The following is an 18,205-nucleotide window of genomic DNA, read 5'->3' as shown; positions in this document are numbered from 1 at the left end:
GACCACCACGGTCACCGCCCCGCCGCCGTTCCCGCCCCCGCTCCGTCCTTGATCGGCCCAGGTGCACCCGGGCGCGGGCGGGCCGGGGGCGGCGGCTATCTTGATGGGTCACGGACATCCGGAGGGAGTGGGCGATGGGGATGGGGATGGCTGGTCGGAGGGTGGCTGCCGCGGTGGCGGCCGGGGTGCTGACGGGGGTGCTGGCCGGGTGCTCGGCGGGTTCTGCGGGGAGTTCCCCGGCGGGCTCGGACGCGGCCAAGGGTGCGGCGGGGGCGGCGAGTGCGGTGGCGAGCGCGACCGGTCCGGCGGGTGGTGAGACCGGTGCGGGGGCTTCGGTCTCCGCGTCGGCGTCCGCGTCTGCCGCCGCGACGGGGGCGGGTGCGGCCGCGGGCTCGGCCTCGGCGCCGGCGACCGGAGGCGGTGGCGCTGGCGGTGGCGCTGGCGCCGGGGCCTCTGCTCCGCCGGCCGGGGCGGCGACGCCCGGGGCGGACCTGGAGGCGGTGCTGCTGGACGACAAGCTCGTCGGGCAGGTGCTGCCGGACGCGAAGGCGATGGCGGGCTGGGAGGAGGAGAAGCGCAAGGTCGACACCCTCGACCACGCCACCACCTGCACCGCGTCGGTGCCGTGCACCGGCAAGCCGCTCAGCGGCTCCGTCCGGTTCTCCTCGGGGGACGTGGTCGCCCGCTTCATCGTCGAGACGCTGCCGAACCGCGACGCCGCCAAGGGCAAGCTCAAGGAGTCCTACGCCTCCTACGGAGCCGGGCCGTTCCGCACGGTCGACTCCCCGGTGCTGGGCAGCGAGAGCCAGGCCTTCCAGGGCCAGCTGGGCGAGAGCGAGGGCATCGGCATCGTGCTGCGCTCGGGCACCGTCGTCGCCAGCGTGACCACCGAGGGCGGGCCGGCCGACGTGGCCGCCGCCCGGCGGTTCGGGGTGATGCTGGTCAAGCGGATCGAGCAGGCCCAGGCGGGCAGGACCCCGGACGCCGGGCTCGGACTGGCCTGACGGCCGCCGCGTACGCGGAGCGAAGCGAAGCCCCGGGCCGAGGAGGCACCGGGGCCCGCTGCGTTCGGCGTCGGACCGGACAGCGCCTGCCGCCTGTTCGACGTGTCCTCACCCCGTTCGACGTGCCCGCGTTCCAGTCATTAGCCCCGGTCGTCCGCCCCGGTCGGCGGGCCGTGGGGCGGTCCCCGCGCGTGCCGGACCGGGACCGCCCCTGGGCTGGGGAAACGGATGTCGGTCGGCCGTGATATCTACTCATCTGGGGTGGCCGTCGTGCGGCCATGCGAAAGATGCCGATGATGTTCGAGGGGGCCACACATGCCGCTGTTCCGACGCCGCTCCGGCGAGGAGGCCGCGCAGGGCGGGGCGGGCTGGCGCGGGAGGGTGCGGCGGGCCGTCGGGTCCGCGCCCGTGGCGGCCGTTGCGGCGCCGCGGCTGGATCCGGCGCTCGGGGACGAGCCGCTGCGCCTGATGCTCGCCCAGGCCGCCGCCGGTGACTGGGCGGCCCTGGGCCCCGCGCTGGCCGCCGTCGGGGACGGCGCCGATCTGACCGGGCGGGTCGGTGCGATCGCGGAGGTGCCCCGGGTCGAGGAGTGGACGGCCCGGGCCCTCGCCGACCGGCCCGAGGACGCGCTGGCGCTGCTGCTGTCCGGTGCCCGGCACGTCACCTGGGCCTGGGAGGCCCGGACGGGCGCCCGGGCGAAGCACGTGTCCGAGAAGCAGTGGCAGGTGTTCCACGAGCGGTTGGACATCGCCGAGGAGCAGCTGCTGGAGGTCGCCGAGCGCGAGCCGTCCTGGCTCGCCCCCTGGTACTTCCTGCAGATCAGCGCCCGCGGTGCCTCGCTCCCGGCGGAGGTCGCGACCTGCCGCTTCGAGGCCGCCGTGCGCCGTGCTCCCGGGCATCCGGCCTCGCACCGCCAGCGCCTCCAGCAGCTGTGTGCCAAGTGGGGCGGCTCGCACGAGGAGATGCACGCCTTCGCCCGTTCCTCGATGCTCGCGGCGCCGGAGGGCAGCCAGCTCGGCGAGCTGGTGGTGCTGGCGCACCTGGAGCGCTGGCTGGACCTCCCGGACGGTGAGGACCGCGCCTACCTGGCCAGTGCGGAGGTGGTGGCCGACTTGCAGGAGGCGGCCTTCCGCTCCGTGCTGCACCCGGACTTCACGCCGGTGCGTGGCTGGCAGGGTTCCTTCAACGCCTTCGCGATGGCCTTCTCGCTGGCCGGCCAGCGCAAGACGGCGCGCCTGCTGTTCGAGGCCTTGGACGGCACCGTCACCGAGTCGCCCTGGCACTTCCTGTCCGGTGATCCGCTCAAGGCGTTCGCCTCCCACCGGGACCGCTGCGCGTACTGACGCCCCCGGCCCGTCCAGAACCTCCGTCACCCGCCCCGCGATCGAAAGAGCCCCCGGTGTCCCCATCCGAGAACCCGACGCCCGACAACGCGGCGAGCGCGCACACCTTCCAGGTGGACCTGCGCGGCCTGGTGGACCTGCTCTCCCACCACCTCTACTCCAGCCCGCGGGTGTACCTGCGCGAGCTGCTGCAGAACGCGGTGGACGCGATCTCCGCCCGCCGCGCCCTCGACCCGCAGGCGCCGGCCCGGATCGTCGTGCGCGCCGACGACGAGCTGAGCGTCACCGACACCGGCGTCGGCCTGACCGAGGCGGACGTCCACACCTTCCTCGCCACCATCGGCCGCAGTTCGAAGCGCGACGCCGACGGCCGGCTGGACGGCGCCGGGCTGGCCCAGGCCCGCGGCGACTTCATCGGCCAGTTCGGCATCGGCCTGCTGGCCTGCTTCGTGGTCGCCGACGAGATCACCGTGGTGACCCGCTCCGCCGCCACCCCGGACGCGCCGGTGATCGAGTGGCGCGGCGGCTCCGACGGCCGCTACACGATCCGCACCCTGCCCGCCGCGGCCAAGCCGGAGCCGGGCACCACCGTGACGCTGGTCCCGCGCGCCGACGCCGTCGAGTGGACGCGGTCGGGCCGTGTCCTCGCGCTGGCCCGGGACTTCGGCAGCCTGCTGCGCCACGACGTCACGGTGGTGGACGCGAACGGCACCGAGCACCGGGTGAACCGCACCCCGCCGTGGGCCGAGCGGCACGGCTCGCCGCTGGCCCGGCGCGACGCGCTGACGGAGTACTGCCGCGCCGCCTTCGACTTCGCCCCGCTCGACACCATCGACCTGGACCTGCCGCTGGTCGGCCTGCGCGGCGTCGCCTACGTGCTGCCGGACGCGGCCCCGCCGTCCCGCCGTTCGGGCCACCGGGTGCACCTCAAGGGCATGCTGCTGTCCGACCAGGCCGACGAGCTGCTGCCGGACTGGGCGTTCTTCGTCCGCTGCGTGGTGGACACCGACGGCCTGCGCCCGACCGCCTCCCGCGAGGGCCTGTACGCGGACGAGACGCTGGCCGCCGTCCGCGACGCGCTGGGTGTCCGGATCCGCGACTGGCTGACCGGCCTGTCCGCGAGCGACCCGGCGCTGCTGCACCGCTTCCTGTCCGTGCACCACCTGGCCGTCAAGGAACTCGCCCGCTACGACGACGAGTTGCTGCGGATGATGCTGCCGTGGCTGCCGTTCGAGACCACCGACGGCAACGTCACCCTGGACGAGTTCACCCGCAGCCACCCGGTGGTGCTGGTGACCCGCACCGTCGAGGAGTTCCGCCAGGTCGCCCCGATCGCCGGCGCCGCCGGCCTCGGCGTGGTCAACGGCGGCTACACCTACGACCGCGACCTGGTGCACCGGCTGCCCGAGATCCGCCCCGGCGTCTCGGTCTCCGACCTCGACCCGGGCACCGTCACCGCGCACCTGGACACCGTCGACCCGGCCGCCGAGCTCGCCGCGAACGCCTTCCTCGCCGTCGCCCGCGAGGTGGTCGGCCGCTTCGACTGCGACGTCGCCCTGCGCAGCTTCCACCCGACCAACGCGCCCGCGCTGCTGCTGGACAACCGGGAGGCCCGGCACGAGCGCAGCCGCGCCCAGCTCGCCGAGGAGGCCGACGGCCTGTGGGCGGACATCCTGGGCTCGCTGCGCGCCGAGGCGCCCCGCGCCCAGCTGGTGCTCAACCACCTCAACCCGCTGGTGCGCCGCGCCGCGACGGTCACCAACCGCGAGCTGGCCGTCACCGCCGTCGAGGCGCTGTACGGGCAGGCCGTGCTGATGACCCGCCGCCCGCTCAAGGCCAGCGAGAGCGCCCTGCTCAACCGCTCGTTCATCAGCCTGCTCGACCACGCCATGCTCGGCCACGAGTCGGCCGGACCGGACCGCACCGACCCGAAGGAGGCCTGATGCTGGACACCCCCGATGCGGTGATGGCCGCGCTGCGCGAGAACGACGCCCGCCCCTACGGCCGCCAGCGGACCGTCGCGGCCGAGGAACTCGTCGACGCCGCCGAGCAGTTCGACGACACCGGGGCGCGCTCGATGGCCCTGCTGGAGCTGATGGAGGCGTACGAGTACGACGGCGAGCGCGGCAAGAGCCCGGTCGTCTTCGCCCGCCTCCTCAAGCTGTGGGACGCCGACCCGGACGGCTTCGGCGAGTGGGCCCGCCAGCAGGTGTTCTGGCGCTTCAAGTGGGTGGCCGGCGCGCTCCTGGGCAATCCGGACGTGCCGCTGCCGGCCCTGCGGCGCTGGCACACCGAACTGCGCGACCGCTACCGGGCGGCCGGCTTCGACCTCCAGCCGTACTACGCCCAGCGCTACCACCTGGCCGCGCAGACCGGCAGCGGCCGCCAGGACGCCTACGAGCTGTGGACGGCCCGCCCGCGCTCCGAGCTGAGCGACTGCCACGCCTGCGAGACCCGGGCGCGCGCCGAGCACTTCGCGGACGCCGGCGACGACGCCCGGGCGCTGGACGTCCTGCAGCCGGTCCTCGACGGCCGGAGCAGCTGCGAGCAGGAGCCCGCCCTCAGCCAGGCCGCCGCCCTGCTCCCGCTGCTGCGCCGGGGCCGGCTGGACGAGGCCCGCTCCAGCCACCTGACCGGTTACCGCGCCGCGCGCGGCAAGGCCTCGATGGCGCACGCCGTCGGCCGGCACGTCGAGTTCTGCGCGCTGTCCGGCAACGAGCCGCGCGGCCTGGAACTGCTCGCCGAGAACCGCGACCTGTTCGCGGTGGCCGGCGAGCCGTCCGCGCTGCTGTCCTTCCTCACCGGCGTCGAGGTGCTGCTCGCCGTCCTGGCCGGGGGCGGCCACGGCGGGCTCGCGGTCAGCGGCCCGCCCGGCACCTCCTGGACGGCGGACACCCTGCTCGCCCACGTGCGCGCCGAGGCCGACGCGCTCGCCGCCCGCTTCGACGCCCGCAACGGCACCGACGCGGTCGGCGCCGACCGGCGCGCCCGGCTGGCCCGCGAGCCGCTGCTGGCCGAGCCGCTGGCCCTCGGCGTGCGCGCCGCCGCCGCGCCCGAGCTGGCCGCCGCCCCGGCCCTCGCGCCCGCACCGCGCCGGGCCGTCGAGCCGGAGCCGGAGGACTTCACCGCCCTGGTGGTCCGGGCCCGCGAGCTGGAGCTCGTCGGGCACCCGGACGCCGACCGGCTCTGGCGGCGGATCGCCGAACGCGCCGCCGCCGACGGCTTCGCCCACCCCGAGGGCACCGCGGTCGGCAGCCCAGGGCGGCTGCGCGCCGAACTCGCCGAGCAGCGGGCCCACCAGGCGCTGGAGCGGGACGAGCACGCCGACGGCCGGGCCGGGCTGCTGGCCGCCGCCGAGCTGTTCGAGCAGGCCGGGCTGCCCGGCCAGGCCCTGATGGCCCGGGCCCGCGCGCTGATCGTGGAACTCGGCGACGTCGAGGGCGCGGTGGCCGACTGGCCGGCGCTCGACGAGGTGCTGCGCCGGGCCGAGGAACTGCGGGCCGCCGGCACGATGGCCGACGACGACCACCTGATCGTGTGGCAGGTCCGCGCCTACGCCGCCCACCACGACCTGGTCGAGGCGCTGCCCGAGCCGCCCGCCGAGGCCGTCGAGCGCTTCGAGGCGGCGGCCGGCGGCTACCACCGCACCGCCGTGGAGCTGGGCTCCGCCCGCCGCGCGGCCACCTCCCGCCAGTACCTGGCCGACGCGGCCGCCCGGCAGGGCCGGCTGGCCGAGGCCACCACCGAACTGCGCGAGGTGCTCGCCCAGTTGGACGCGGCCGAACTGCCCTGGCACACCCCGCGGGTGCTCGGTCTGCTGGGCCAGGTGCTGTTGCAGGGCGGCGAACCCGCCGAGGCCGTCGAGGTGTTCCACCGGGCGCTCGCCGAGGCCGCCCGCTGGGGCGACGACTCCTACCCGTACGCGCCCACCTACCTGATGCTCGGCCACGCGGCCATGGGGGCCGGGGACCGCGGCGGCGCGGTCCGGGCGCTCACCGAGGCGGCCGCGCGCTTCGACCGCAAGGGCCGGGAGGCGGCCGAGGACGCCGCCCAGGCCCGTCTCCAGCTGGCCGACGTGCTGCGTGCCGCCGACCGCACGGCCGACGCCGTCGCGGTGCTGGAGTCGGTGCTGCTGGACGCCGCCGCGTCGGAGCTGGACGTGCGGATGCTCGCGCAGGCCCGGCTGGACCTCGCCCGGGGCCTCACCGAACTGGACGAGCACCGGGACGCCGCCGAGGAGTACCTGCGGCTGGCCGACGTCGTCGCCGGCTGGGAGGAGCAGGAGACCCACACCATGGTCGCCTGCGAGGCCGCGCTGGCGCTGGCCCGGGCGGACCGCTGGGAGGCCGCGAAGGCCGCCCTCGACCGCGCCCTCGCGGCCCACGCCCAGGCCCCCCAGGTGGACCAACTGGCCGCGACGCTGCGCGAGTTCGCCCGGTTGACCATGCACGCCGAGGGCCCGGAGGGGCTGGCGTCGGCGCTGGCCCGGCTGGCCGAGGCGGACGCCGCCGGGGAGCGCGCCGGGCAGGCCGGTCAGGAGTACAACCCCTGGTACCTGCGCGGCGGTTCGCACTACGAGCGGGCGCGCTGCCTGGCCATGGCCGAGCGCCACGAGGAGGCGCTGGCCGAGGTCGAGCGGGCGATCGCGGTCTACGAGGGCGGCGACGAGCGGGCCGGGACGTCCCGGGCCGAGGCCGTCCGACTGGCCGCGCTGATCGAGGGCGCCGACCTCGGCCGTACCGGGGCGGCCGTCGCCCGGCTGACCGCGGGCATCGCCCGCTGCGAGGCCGCCGGCCTCCCGGAGGCGGCGCAGGTACTGGCCGAACTGCGGGAGCGGTTCACGGCCGCGGACTGACCACGGCCGCGAACTGGCCTGCCGGGGGCCCGGGGTGCGCAGATCCCCGGGCCCCGGGCCCCGGGCGTCGGCCCGTCGAGCTGTCAGCCCGTCAGCAGGGGCCGTCGTCGCCCCAGACGCCCCACTGGCCGCTGGCGCTCGGCACCTCGTTCAGCGTCCACCACTTGGCGTGGTACTCGTGGCCGCCGTACGAGACCTTGCTGCCGCTGGTGTACGTGGTGCTCGCGCTCCACGCCGGGTCGGCGCAGGCCCCAGGGGTGGTCGGGGGAGTCGTCGGCGGCGTGGTGGGCGGGGTGGTCGGCGGCGTGGTCGGCGGGGTGGTGGGCGGCGTCGCCCCGGCGAACTTCACGGTGTACTTGGTGAAGTCCCAGTCGTTCTGCGCCACGCTGGAGCAGGAGCCGGACAGCCCCGGGTCCACCGGGCCCGTGCACTGCCGGTCCCGGTTGACCGACCAGTAGGTGTACCGGGCCAGGTTGTGCGCGGTGGCGAAGTCCAGCACGGCCTGGAAGTCCGCCTGCCGGAAGTACTCGGCGGCGTCGGTGCGGCCGTTCATCATCGACACGCCCTCGTGGGCGTAGGCCGTCGCCTCGGACCAGCCGAAGGTGGTCTGGAGGATCTGGTTGAACTTCACCAGCGCGTCGGTCTGCGCGGCCGCGCCGTTGAACCCGCCGTCGAACGGCATGATCGAGTAGTTGTTCGGCGTGAAGCCCTGCGACTTGGCCTCGTTCAGCATCTGGGTGCCGAACCAGCCCGTCCCCGCGTTGGTCCCGGCGGTGGTGATCGAGATGTAGAGGCCGGGGTTGTTCTGCTGGAGGATCCGGGCGGCGCCGATCTCGTTGTGGATCGCCGCGGTGTTCTCGTACTCCGGCTCCTCCAGGTCGAAGTCGATCGCCTTCAACTGGTACTCGGTGATCACCTTCTGGTACCCGGCGGCGGTCGCCTCCGGCGTGCCGCAGACCTGGCCGAGCTTGGTGCCGCCGTACCCGCCGACCGACACCGAGACGTCCCCGCCCTTGCCGCGGATGGTCTGGATGACGCCGGGCATGGTGGTGTCGGTGTCGATCGAGGAGGTGCCGCCCCAGGCCGGTGAACAGCTGCTGCCCTGGGCCAGGATGAACGCCAGCTGGAAGGCCTTCTGCCCGGTGGCGTCCATCACCGCCGCGGCGTCCGGCGGGCTGTTGTCCTCGGGCATCAGGTAGGGCGCCGAGGCGTACCAGTTGCTGCCGAGGCCGGTCGTGGTGTCGGCGGCGGCGGAGCCGGTGTTCGCGAGCGCGGCGACACCGCCGGCGACCAGGCCGAGCACCCCGGCCACGGCGGCGGCGACCCGGCGCGGGCGGCGGCGCGGGTTCCGGGGGGCGGGGTGTGAGGGAAGTGCGCGTTCCATCGAGGGCCTTTCCAGGCGGGACGGCAGTGGGGGAGGGGCTGCTCACGCCGGAGGTGGGGGTGGCGCGCAGACCGAACGGGCCTTTGGCAGGGGGTAGTTGCCGAAGGCTGTCACTGGTATAGACCTGTCGAGGAAGGGTGGTCAACCCCAAAATGGTCAAGCCGGGCCCGGCGCCGGCGGTGGGCCGGGCGCCGAACGGGCTCCCCGTCAGGCGCGCGCCGCCACACGGACCCCGGTCCCCACTCCCCGCGCGGCGTCACCCGCCCCCTGCGCGGCACCCACCGCCGCCAGCAGCCCGCCGACCGCCGGCGACCACGGCCGGCTGGTCGGCCCGGTGAGCGTGAGCGTGCGGTGGACGGCCGGCCGGATCGGGACGAGCACGCAGTCGGCCGGGAGCATGGTCAGCGCCAGCGCGGGCATCACCGAGACCCCGACGCCCGCGTGCACCATGCCGATGAGTGTGTTGAGGTCGCGGATGCGGTGCCGGGGGGTGAAGCGGGTGCCGGCCCGGCGGAAGGCCTCGCGGATGTGCCGTTCACAGCCGCCCTCGGAGAGCAGGAAGTCGTCGTCCTCCAGGTCGGCGACGTGGATGGCCTCCTGTCCGGCGAGCGGGTGGTCGCGGCGCAGCAGCGCGTGCATGGAGTCGGCCCCGAGCGCGACCGCCCCGGGCGGGAGCGGCCCGGGGTCGACCAGGACGGCGGCGTCGACGGTGCCCGCCTCCAGCCAGGTGGCGAGCTCGTCGTCCTCGCCCTCGAAGACCCGGACGGTGACCTGCGGGTAGGCGGCCTTCCAGTCCCGGAGCAGCCCGGGCAGCAGCGCCTGGCAGACGGTGGTCGGCGCGGCCAGCCGCACGGTGCCGACGGGGCCGCCGGAGTGCCGGATGGCGATGGCGCGCACGGCGGCGGCGGAGGCGACGGCGGTGCGGGCGTGCGGGAGGATCTGCTCGCCCAGGGGAGTGGGCCGGGCCGGGGTGCCGCGCAGCAGGACGGGCGCGCCGAGGGTCCGCTCCAGCGCGGCGACGGCGTGCGAGACGGCGGACTGGCTGATGCCCAGTTCGTCGGCGGCCGCACCGAACCCCCCGGTGTCGGCGACCGCGACCAGTGCCCTCAGCTGGGCCAGGTTGACCTCCGACGCCATGAGACTTCCTCATCCATCCGGTGCTGCCACTTGTTGGACTCATGCTCTGCTGCCGGGCCACCCTCTGTCCAGACGGGACCCCAGGCGGGACCCGCAGCGGGACCCGAGACTGGACCCTGGACGGGACCGGGACGGAACCAACGGGACGAAGATGGAGGTGGTCCGGGTGCGGCGCTGGTTGCCGGGCTTCGTGGCGCTGTCGGCGATCTGGGGCGCGAGCTTCGCGCTGATCAAGGTGGCGGTGGAGGCGGGGGTGCCGCCGCTGTGGGTGGCGCTGTGGCGCTGCGCGCTCGGGGCGGTCACGCTGTGGACGATCCTCGTGCTGCGCCACGAGCGCGTCCCCCGCGACCGTGCGCTCTGGGGGCACTCCGCCGTGGTCGCGGTGCTCCTCAACACCGTGCCGTTCACGCTGTTCTCGTTCGGCGAGACCCGGGTCAGCTCCGTCCTCGCCGGGGTGATGAACGCGACCACCCCGCTGTTCACCCTGCTGTTCACCGTCCTCACCGTCGCCGAGGAGCGCCGCCCCGGCGCCCGCCGGCTCTCCGGACTCGCCCTCGGCTTCGTCGGCGTGCTCACCGTGCTCGGGGTCTGGCGCGGCATCGGCTCCGGCGAGGCCGCCGGCGGCCTCGCCTGCCTGGCCGCCGCCTGCTGCTACGGCGCGGGCTTCGCCTATCTGCGCCGCTTCCTCTCCGGCCGGCCGGAGTCGGTGGTCACCCTCTCCGCCGTCCAGATCGCCTGCGCCACCGCCGAGTTGGCCGCCATCGCGCCGTTCGCCGCGGGCGCCCCGCACTGGCCGGGGGCGGGCGCGGCCGGCGCCCTGCTGGTGCTGGGCGCGGTCGGCACCGGCCTCGCGTACCTGCTCAACCTCGGGCTGGTCCGCACGGCCGGTACCGCGGTGGCCTCCGCCGTCACCTACGTCATGCCGCTGTGGTCCACGGCCCTCGGCGCGGCCTTCCTCGCCGAACCCGTCGGCTGGAACGCCCTGGCCGGCGGCGTCCTGGTGATCGCCGCCGTCGCCCTGACCCGCCCCCGGCCCGCACCCCGCCCGGCCGGCTCCGCCGCCGCCACGCCCGACGCCCCGAGGCCTGGTCAGAGGGTTCGTTAGAGTGACCGGGTGAACGAGGAGGAGCAGCAGCCGACGGCCGTCTGGGCCGCGCTGCGAGCCCACCCGCTGCGCTTCCCCGTCACCCCGTGGGTGCCGCGCTGCTGGGCGTACCTGCTCGGCGGCGCGCTGCTGGGCCCGCTGCTGCTGGCCGCCCTGGCGGTGCTGCTGGTGCTCGGGCTGGGCCTGTCCGTGGTCGGGGTCGGACTGCCGGTCCTCCTCGCCCTGGCCCTCGCGGGCATCCCCGCCGCCGCCCTCGAACGCCGACGGCTGCGGCTGGTCGAACCGGCACCGCTGCCCGACCCGCACCGCCCGCTGCCCGGCGCCGGCCGCCGCGCGAGGCTGCGGACCCGCCTGCGCGAGCGCGCCACCTGGCGCGAGCTGGCCCACACCGCGCTCACCGCCACGGCCCTCGCCGCCGCCGCGCTCGGCTTCAGCGCCGCGCTGCTGTTCTGTGCCGCCCTGGTCGCCTCCCCGGTGATCGTCTGGGCGCTGGCTCCCGAAACCGTCATGATCATCCCTGGCCGGGCGGTGCCGGGGCCGCTCGCCGCCCTGCCGTTCAGCGCCGCCGGGCTCGCCGGACTCCTCCTCTGCGCCTACGCCGGGGCCCTGCTGACCACCGCCCAGGTGGCCCTCGCCCGCCTCCTGCTCGGGCCCCGCGAGGAGGACAGCGGCCGACAGGTCCTCGAACTCACCCGCTCCCGGGCCCGGCTCGCCGACGCCTTCGAAGCCGAACGCCGCCGCATCGAACGCGACCTGCACGACGGCGCCCAACAGCAGCTCGTCGCGCTCAGCATGACCCTCGGCCTCGCCGACCACGCGCTGCGCGACGGCAGCGCCCAGTCCGGCGACCGGGCCACCGCCCTCGTCGCCCGGGCCCGCGGCGAAGCCCGGCAGGCCCTGGAACAACTGCGCGGCCTGGTCCGCGGCATCCACCCCCAGGTGCTCACCGACCACGGCCTCGCCGCCGCCGTCGCCGAGGTCGCGCTGCGCCACCCCATCCCGGTCCGGTCCGACTTCGACCTCCCCGGCCGGCTGCCCGCCCCCGTCGAGACCACCGCCTACTTCACCGTCACCGAAGCGCTCACCAACGCCGCCAAGCACAGCGGCGCCGCCGCGATCACCGTCAGCGGGCGCATCGCCGACGGCCGGCTGGTGCTCCAGGTGACCGACGACGGCCACGGCGGGGCGGACCCGGCCGCCGGGGCCGGCCTGCGCGGACTCGCCGACCGGGTGGCACTCCTGAAAGGACGGCTCATGGTGACCAGCCCGACGGGCGGCCCGACCACGCTGCGGCTGGAGGTCCCGTGCTCAGGGTCGTGATCGCGGAGGACGCCGTCCTGCTGCGCGCCGGACTCGTCGAACTCCTCACCCTCGGCGGCCACCGGGTGACCGCCGCCGTCGGCGACGCCCGCGCCCTCGCCGCCGCCGTCGACACCGAACGGCCCGACGCCGTCATCACCGACGTCCGGATGCCGCCCGACTTCTCCGACGAGGGCCTGCGTGCGGCCCTCGACCTGCGCGAACGCCACCCGGGCCTGCCCGTCCTGGTGCTCTCCCAGTACGTCGCGAGCCCGTACGCGACCCGCCTGCTCGCCGCCGCCGGCGCCCAACCCGCCGGCCTCGGCTACCTCCTGAAGGACCGCGTCGGCGACGTCGCCGACTTCCTCGACGCCCTGCGCCGGGTCGCCGCCGGCGAGACCGTCATCGACCCCGACGTGGTCCGCGTCCTGCTGCGCCAGCAGTCCGCCGACCGCCCCCTCACCCGGCTGACCCCCCGCGAACGCGAAGTCCTCGCCCTCATGGCCGAGGGCCTCAACAACCAGGCGATCGCCACCCGGCTGACCATCACCGAGGCCTCGGTGGTCAAACACTGCGGCAACATCTTCATGAAGCTCGACCTCGACCCCACGGAGGGCAACCGCCGCGTCCTCGCCGTCCTCGCCCACCTCCGGGCGGCGTAGGGCGGCGTAGGGCGCGCCCTGCACCGGGCCGGGCGTCGGCGGCTCAGCGCAGACCGAGACAGGGCAGCCAGGCCCGGGAGGCGTCGTGGCCCGCGGTGAGCAGGGCGCACAGCGGGCCGGCCGCGCCCCCGAGCAGGCCCATCCCCTCCGCGCCCAGGGCCTCCACCTCGGGCAGGCGGGCCCTCAGGTGGGCGAGCAGGCGGGCCCTCAGCGCGGCCGCGGCGGGCAGGCCGGCATGGTGGGCGAAGGCGTCGGCCACCGCCAGCACGCCCGAGGCGCCGTGGCACAGGGCCAGCAGGTCGGTCGCGCGGTCGCCGAAGAGGTGGAACCGCTCGTCGTACCGGTCGGCGAGCGTGCCGAAGGCCGCTGCGGCCCAGGCCGCCGTCTCCCGGTCGCCCGTGGCGTCGGCCGCGTCCCACAGCGCCCAGGACACTCCGGGGGTGCCGTAGCACCAGGCCTGGCGGGCGCGCGCTCCGGCGGGCGGCGGGCCGTCGAGCCCGGCGCCGTCCCAGGTGCGGATGGAGCGGGCGTCGTCGAAGGACTGCCGCATCAGCCACCCGGTCGCGCGGCGCAGGGCGGGCGTCAGGCCGGGGTGCGGTCCGAGGTGGCGTACGGCTGCGGTGAGTGCGGCGACGACTCCTGCGGCGCCGTGGCCCGTGCCGGTGTTGATCCGGCCGTCGAGCCAGCCCAGGTGCGGGTGGCCGGCGTACTGCCCCGTCCGCAGTCGGGGCAGCTCGTCGGTGTCGCACAGCCGGGCCAGGTGGTCGGCGTACGGGCCGAGTTGGGCCGGTGCCGGGCGGGCGCCCGTGGTCAGGGCGAGCAGGGTGCCGGAGGGGCCGACGATGAGGTCGTAGTCCGGGAAGGCGACCTGCTCGCAGCGCCAGTCGAGGGCCGGCGCGGTGCGGACCAGGTGGTCGCGGAGCCGGTCGGCGGCCCGGTGCAGGTCCGGGTGGACCAGGGCTCCCAGGCGCAGGCCCGCCAGCGTTCCGGCCAGTCCGCCGTCGTAGAGCCCGCAGTGGCCCGGCCCCTGGCCGGCGGTGCGGGCCCACACCGCCACGGCACGGGCCGCGGACCGTTCGGCCTCGGGCCCTCCGGTGGTGTGCAGCAGGGCGGCCAGGACGGGGACGCCCGGATCGGAGGGGTGCTCGGCGACCGCCGGGCTCTCGCGGGGCCGGGCGGACCAGGCATCGAGGAGCCGGACGGCGAGTCCGGTGACGGCGGTGCCGGTGCTCTCGGTGCTCTCAGTGCTCTCAGTGCTCTCGGTGTTCGCGGCGTTCGCGGTGTGCTGCGGCACGGTGGCTCCTCGGGAACGACGGGTCGGCACCCCGCCCTCGCGGCCTGGCGGGGCCGGGCGGAGTGCCGGTGGTGGCGGCAGTCAGGGGCCGCTGTCCGGGTGGGCCGTCCGAGGGTGTGCCCTCGGACGGCCTGACGGGAGATCAGCAGAACAGGCCGCTACAGAGCAGCACCGTGTCGCAGATCAGGACGGTGCAGACGCCGCTGCAGCCGCCGCTGCTGGCCTCGGGGGTCGGCAGGGTGGTCTCGGTGATGCGCGCGTCCAGGTCGCCGATGAGGGCGTCGAGGTCGGTGAGCGCCGTGGTGTCGGGCATGGTTGTCCTCCTTCAGGAGCGGTGATGGGTGGAGACCGCCCCGGTGGCCCGCCCGCGAGGGGCGGGCGCACCGGGGACGTCGGGTTCGCCACGCAGTGCGGCGGCGGCGGGCTCCGCGAGTTCCTCGGCGCCCTGGTCGAACGGAAGTCGGAGCAGCAGCTGGGCGGCGACGGCGGCACCGCCGTGCACGGGGTCGTGGAGCAGCAGGCCGCCCGGGTCGGGGAGCATCTCCTCGACCAGCAGGTCCGCACCTGGGTGGCGCGCGCAGATCCGCTCCAGCAGCGGGACCGCGGTCAGCGCCGCGAAGTCCACGGGAACCGGTTTCGGCTGGGGTACGGCCCGGACGAACGCGAAGCGCGGCAGCCCGGCCGAGCGCCCGAGGGCGGCGAGGGCGCGCACCTTGGTCAGGTCGCCGTCGCCGGGCCGCCACAGCAGGGCCGGCGGCACGCGCCAGAGGGCGGGGCTGATGACCAGGGCGCCGCCGCCGACGGTCACCCGGGGCAGTCGGTCCGTGTCGGGGAACGCCTCGGCCAAGCCGTCCAGGCGGATCAGGCGCGAGCCCGCCGGGTGGCCGGCGGCCAGCAGCAGCCGGACCAGGACGTCGTACGGGGGCAGGGGCGTACGGGTGGCGTGGTGGACGGGCAGCAGCCGGCACCCGTCGGCCTCGGCGATGATCCGCGGGCCGACCCGTCGCAGGGTGATGCGCTCCAGCGGCAGGTAGCGGGCCGTCAGGCCGTCCGCTCCCTGGTACGGCAGGGGATCGGGATCGCCCGTCCACCAGCCGGTGATGACCGGCCGCCGGACGGCGTTGGCGGCGCGTCCGGCCAGCGGCGGCACCAGCAGTTCGACGAAGCGCGCCCCGGACAGCCGCTCGACGGAGGCGAGGAAGGCCCGGTAGCTCCGGAGGTTGTCGTAGCCGCCGTGCAGGGTGTGGAGCGCGTCGGCGAACCGGGCGTCCAGCACGCCCGCCGGTGAGGCGGTCTCCAGTACCGCGACCGGGCCGGGGCCCGGCAGCGGACGCAGCAGGCAGTCCAGGGGCCAGGGCGGCAGCGCGGTTGCGGCCGGGGGCGCCCCGAGCGTGTCCAGCAGGTCGTCGTCCAGGTCCACCGGTCCGCCGCCGGCCCGGGCGGACAGGTGGGCCAGCAGCCTCGCGTAACCGGAACCGGAGGTCTCGGCGGGGTGCCAGCCCGCGTACCGGCGTGGGGGCTTCGGCGGTGGCGGCGGGCAGCTGCCGTCGGGTAGGTGGCGCGCGAGGATCTCTCCGAGCGGGCACGGCCGTTCGGTGAGCTCCGCGAGCTCCGCCGGCAGCCGGTGCGGGTCCGGCCCCGCGAGCCGGTCGGCTTCCCGCAGCCACGCCACGCGGGCGGCGGTGCCGAGGCCCTGCTGCACCTGGCGGGCGGCTGCTCCGGAGACGGCCGAGGCTATGGTGCGGTAGGAGTCGGTGAACCACGGCCGGGAGTCGTCGGCGGGGGCGGCGGAGCCGGTGGTACGGAGCGCGGGTGCGGGTACAGCGGAATCGGTGCTCGGCGCAGGTGCGGGTGCAGGTGCTGGAAGCGGTGCTGGAAGCGGTGCCGGTGCCGGCGCCGGTTGCGGAAGGGTGCCGCGTGCGCGGACGTCCTCGGCGGCGAGCCAGCCCGTGGTGCGGCGGCGCGGGGCCGCGCAGGCCTGGAGCACGCCGAGTCCGAGCAGGTGCGCGAGGAAGCCGCGCAGCACCGTGGGAGCGGAAGCCGCCGCCCCGGTCGCGGCCGTGCCCAGCAGAGCCGCTTCGAGGTCGCCCAACGGGCGCGGGCCGTCGGCCAGTTGGGCCAGCACGTGATCCAGGGGGAGGGAGCGCCGCAGGTCGACCTGCCGCAACCGGCCCCGGTCGTGCGGGTCGGTCACCCAGCAGCGCAGGACACCGGCGCCCGGTGCGGTGCCCGCCGGCTGGGGGAAGTGCAGCGGAGCCAGGGCCAGCACCGTGGCCGGGTCCGCCGCCCGCAGGTCCAGGGCGCCGAGCCGGGCCCGCACGCCGTGGACGTTCTCCACGGCCTCGGCCGCCACCTCGCCGAGGGCCGTACCGGGCGGGACGAGCCGCAGCAGGGGGCCGTCGGCCCAGCCACCGCTCCCGCCACTGTTCCCGCCGCCGTTCGCGCCCGCCGGGGTGACCGGCAGCAGGGTGACCTGGCCGACCCAGCCGCGCGGGGTGGTCTTCGCCGCGGCCCTACCGAGCGCCCGCCACACGTACGCCGCCCGTTTGCGCAGCCGCTTCCCGCTCCAGGACTCGCCCGCGGCCAGCCGGCCGGCCACGTCTGCGGCGGCTCCGGGCTCCACCTCGTCCAGGAAGGCCCGCATGACGGGCGACGCGCACACCAGGGACCAGCCCAGAGCGCCCACGCGCTCGCGCTCGGCCGCCACCGCGGCCTCCAGCCGCCGCAGGGCGGCGGCCGCCGACTCGGCTTCGCCGGACAGCCGTGCGGCGTCCGCGACGAGGCCGTGGGCGGCGGGCAGCCGCCCCAGCAGCCCGCAGTCGGCCGGGCCCGGTGCGGCGCCGGAGTGCAGCCGACGGCGCACGGCCAGCACGGCGCGGCGGTCGGCGGCGGTGAGGGCGGGGTGCGGCACGACCAAGGTGCCCAGCTGCCCGGCCAGTTGGCGGGCGTGCTCCGCCCGCCGTTCGTCCCGCCGGGCGTGGTCGGCGACCTGTGCGAACAGCTCCGGGTTGCCCGCCGCCGCCCACGCCGCCAAGGGCATGCCGGCCACGCGGAGCAGTGCCGCGGCGCCCAGTTCCCGGTCCTCGGACACGTCAGGACCTCCCGTCACCGGTGAGCGCGTGGGTCAGCAGGCTCTGCCGGGCCAGGGAGAGCCGCCCCCGGTTCCAGTGGAAGACGACGTAGTGGGCGGCGGCGCGGCGCGGGCCGATCACCGCCTCGCCGGACTCGAAGTAGCCGGTGCGCCAGCGCTCGGCGGCCCGGCGCACGGCGTCCCCGTGCACCTCGACCGCCGCCCGCCGGTGCGGCGGCAGCGGAGCGAGCAGGCTCTGTCCGTCGGCCCGCCAGGCCGCGAGGATGCCCGCGGCGGCGCGCCGGGTGTCCTCGTCCGGGTCGGTGCCCAGCCTGCGGCCGGCGTCGTCCTGGAGCACCTGCCAGACCCCGCGGTGCTCCCAGCCGACGATGCCGAGGCCGTCGAGGAGTTCACCGAGGAGGTACAGGGACAACCGCCAGTCCGCGACCGCCTCCGGTCGGCCCGGCGCCGCGACGGTGTCGTGGTGATCGAGCCAGGCCAGGGAGTCCACCGTGAACAGGTCGTGGACGTGCCGCATCGATCGCGGGCCGCCGAAGAGGTAGGTCTCCGGCTCGTACCGTCCGCACAGCGGCGGTTGCGGCTGTCCGTCCACCGTGCGGAGACGGCGGGTCAGTTCCTCGCGCAGTGCCCCGACATCGGACCGGCCCGCCTCGAACCGGACCCGCAGCCCGGGCGGTTTGTGCATGAAGAAGAAGGAGCGCGCCGCGCCGGCGGCGATCAGGTCGCGGGCCGTGTCCGCGACGGCGCGGTACGTCCGGTGCCAAGTGGCCGGGCCCGGTGCGAGGTTGATCTGCACCCAGCCGTCCTCGGGCCTGTCGTCGCGCAGCGCGGACAGCCCGGCCGTCAGGAACGCGCGGCGCGCGGCCTCGTATTCGGGGCCCGCGGAATCGACCGGTACCGTTCCCCACGGAATGTCGCGAGCGTCCTGGAGGCAGTCGGCCAGCAATCGTTCGACCTCCACCATGGTGCCCACCTCCTCGTGATTTCGGCTCTACTCCTGGGGTTTCCACGGTTTGGTCAGATTGAAAAA

At 76.1% G+C, this 18,205-nt stretch carries 13 protein-coding genes; 7 read left to right on the top strand and 6 right to left on the bottom strand.

What is annotated here, in order from left to right:
- Positions 1-500: 500 nt before the first annotated feature.
- The 4 genes from ACFWPI_RS29135 (at position 501) to ACFWPI_RS29120 (ending at position 7,203) form a co-directional block, all read left to right on the top strand.
- Positions 501-1,004 (top strand): hypothetical protein, encoded by a 504-nt coding sequence (locus ACFWPI_RS29135; protein WP_380380926.1) that lies wholly within the window; start codon positions 501-503, stop codon positions 1,002-1,004.
- 315 nt (positions 1,005-1,319) lie between these two features.
- Entirely contained in the window at positions 1,320-2,348 is a 1,029-nt protein-coding gene (locus ACFWPI_RS29130; RefSeq protein WP_380380928.1) for a hypothetical protein, read from the top strand.
- A gap of 56 nt (positions 2,349-2,404) precedes the next feature.
- On the top strand, positions 2,405-4,291 hold the full coding sequence (locus ACFWPI_RS29125; protein ID WP_063349747.1) for an HSP90 family protein: 1,887 nt from the start codon (positions 2,405-2,407) through the stop codon (positions 4,289-4,291).
- Complete coding sequence (locus tag ACFWPI_RS29120; RefSeq protein ID WP_380425143.1) at positions 4,291-7,203, top strand: hypothetical protein; 2,913 nt, start codon at positions 4,291-4,293, stop codon at positions 7,201-7,203. Before ACFWPI_RS29125 ends, ACFWPI_RS29120 begins: the two co-directional genes overlap by 1 nt.
- Before the next feature lie 91 nt (positions 7,204-7,294).
- Here the strand turns inward: ACFWPI_RS29120 and ACFWPI_RS29115 are convergent, their stop codons facing one another.
- Both ACFWPI_RS29115 and ACFWPI_RS29110 read right to left on the bottom strand, forming a co-directional pair.
- The gene (locus ACFWPI_RS29115) at positions 7,295-8,587 is read right to left on the bottom strand and encodes a carbohydrate-binding protein (RefSeq protein ID WP_380378920.1); all 1,293 of its coding nucleotides are present in this window, start codon (positions 8,585-8,587) and stop codon (positions 7,295-7,297) included.
- A gap of 207 nt (positions 8,588-8,794) precedes the next feature.
- Positions 8,795-9,724, bottom strand: coding sequence for a LysR family transcriptional regulator (locus ACFWPI_RS29110; protein WP_380378918.1), 930 nt, complete (start codon positions 9,722-9,724; stop codon positions 8,795-8,797).
- A gap of 166 nt (positions 9,725-9,890) precedes the next feature.
- Between ACFWPI_RS29110 and ACFWPI_RS29105 the strand changes: the two genes are divergently transcribed.
- Genes ACFWPI_RS29105 through ACFWPI_RS29095 form a run of 3 tightly spaced genes read left to right on the top strand, consistent with a single transcriptional unit; the run spans position 9,891 to position 12,790 of the window.
- Positions 9,891-10,829, top strand: coding sequence for a DMT family transporter (locus ACFWPI_RS29105; protein ID WP_380378916.1), 939 nt, complete (start codon positions 9,891-9,893; stop codon positions 10,827-10,829).
- A 9-nt stretch (positions 10,830-10,838) separates the two neighbouring features.
- Entirely contained in the window at positions 10,839-12,149 is a 1,311-nt protein-coding gene (locus tag ACFWPI_RS29100) for a sensor domain-containing protein (RefSeq protein WP_380378914.1), read from the top strand.
- The gene (locus tag ACFWPI_RS29095; protein WP_380378913.1) at positions 12,134-12,790 is read left to right on the top strand and encodes a response regulator; all 657 of its coding nucleotides are present in this window, start codon (positions 12,134-12,136) and stop codon (positions 12,788-12,790) included. The genes ACFWPI_RS29100 and ACFWPI_RS29095 overlap by 16 nt, the downstream gene beginning before the upstream one ends.
- A gap of 43 nt (positions 12,791-12,833) precedes the next feature.
- On the opposite strand, the gene ACFWPI_RS29090 is transcribed toward ACFWPI_RS29095, so the two are convergent.
- The 4 genes from ACFWPI_RS29090 to ACFWPI_RS29075 form a co-directional block, all read right to left on the bottom strand.
- Complete coding sequence (locus tag ACFWPI_RS29090; RefSeq protein WP_380378911.1) at positions 12,834-14,084, bottom strand: lanthionine synthetase LanC family protein; 1,251 nt, start codon at positions 14,082-14,084, stop codon at positions 12,834-12,836.
- Positions 14,085-14,226: 142 nt separating this feature from the next.
- The gene (locus ACFWPI_RS29085; protein WP_380378909.1) at positions 14,227-14,397 is read right to left on the bottom strand and encodes a hypothetical protein; all 171 of its coding nucleotides are present in this window, start codon (positions 14,395-14,397) and stop codon (positions 14,227-14,229) included.
- A gap of 12 nt (positions 14,398-14,409) precedes the next feature.
- Positions 14,410-17,175 (bottom strand): lantibiotic dehydratase, encoded by a 2,766-nt coding sequence (locus tag ACFWPI_RS29080; RefSeq protein ID WP_380378907.1) that lies wholly within the window; start codon positions 17,173-17,175, stop codon positions 14,410-14,412.
- Between the two features lies 1 nt (position 17,176).
- Positions 17,177-18,139 carry a thiopeptide-type bacteriocin biosynthesis protein gene (locus tag ACFWPI_RS29075; protein ID WP_380378905.1) on the bottom strand — a complete coding sequence of 321 codons (963 nt, stop codon included), beginning with the start codon at positions 18,137-18,139 and terminating at the stop codon, positions 17,177-17,179.
- Positions 18,140-18,205 lie beyond the last annotated feature (66 nt).

It is taken from the genome of Kitasatospora sp. NPDC058492 (assembly GCF_042720685.1).
Lineage (GTDB): Bacteria > Actinomycetota > Actinomycetes > Streptomycetales > Streptomycetaceae > Kitasatospora.
The sequence above is the reverse complement of the archived record's forward strand: the minus strand, read 5'-3'. Positions and strand labels throughout refer to the sequence as shown.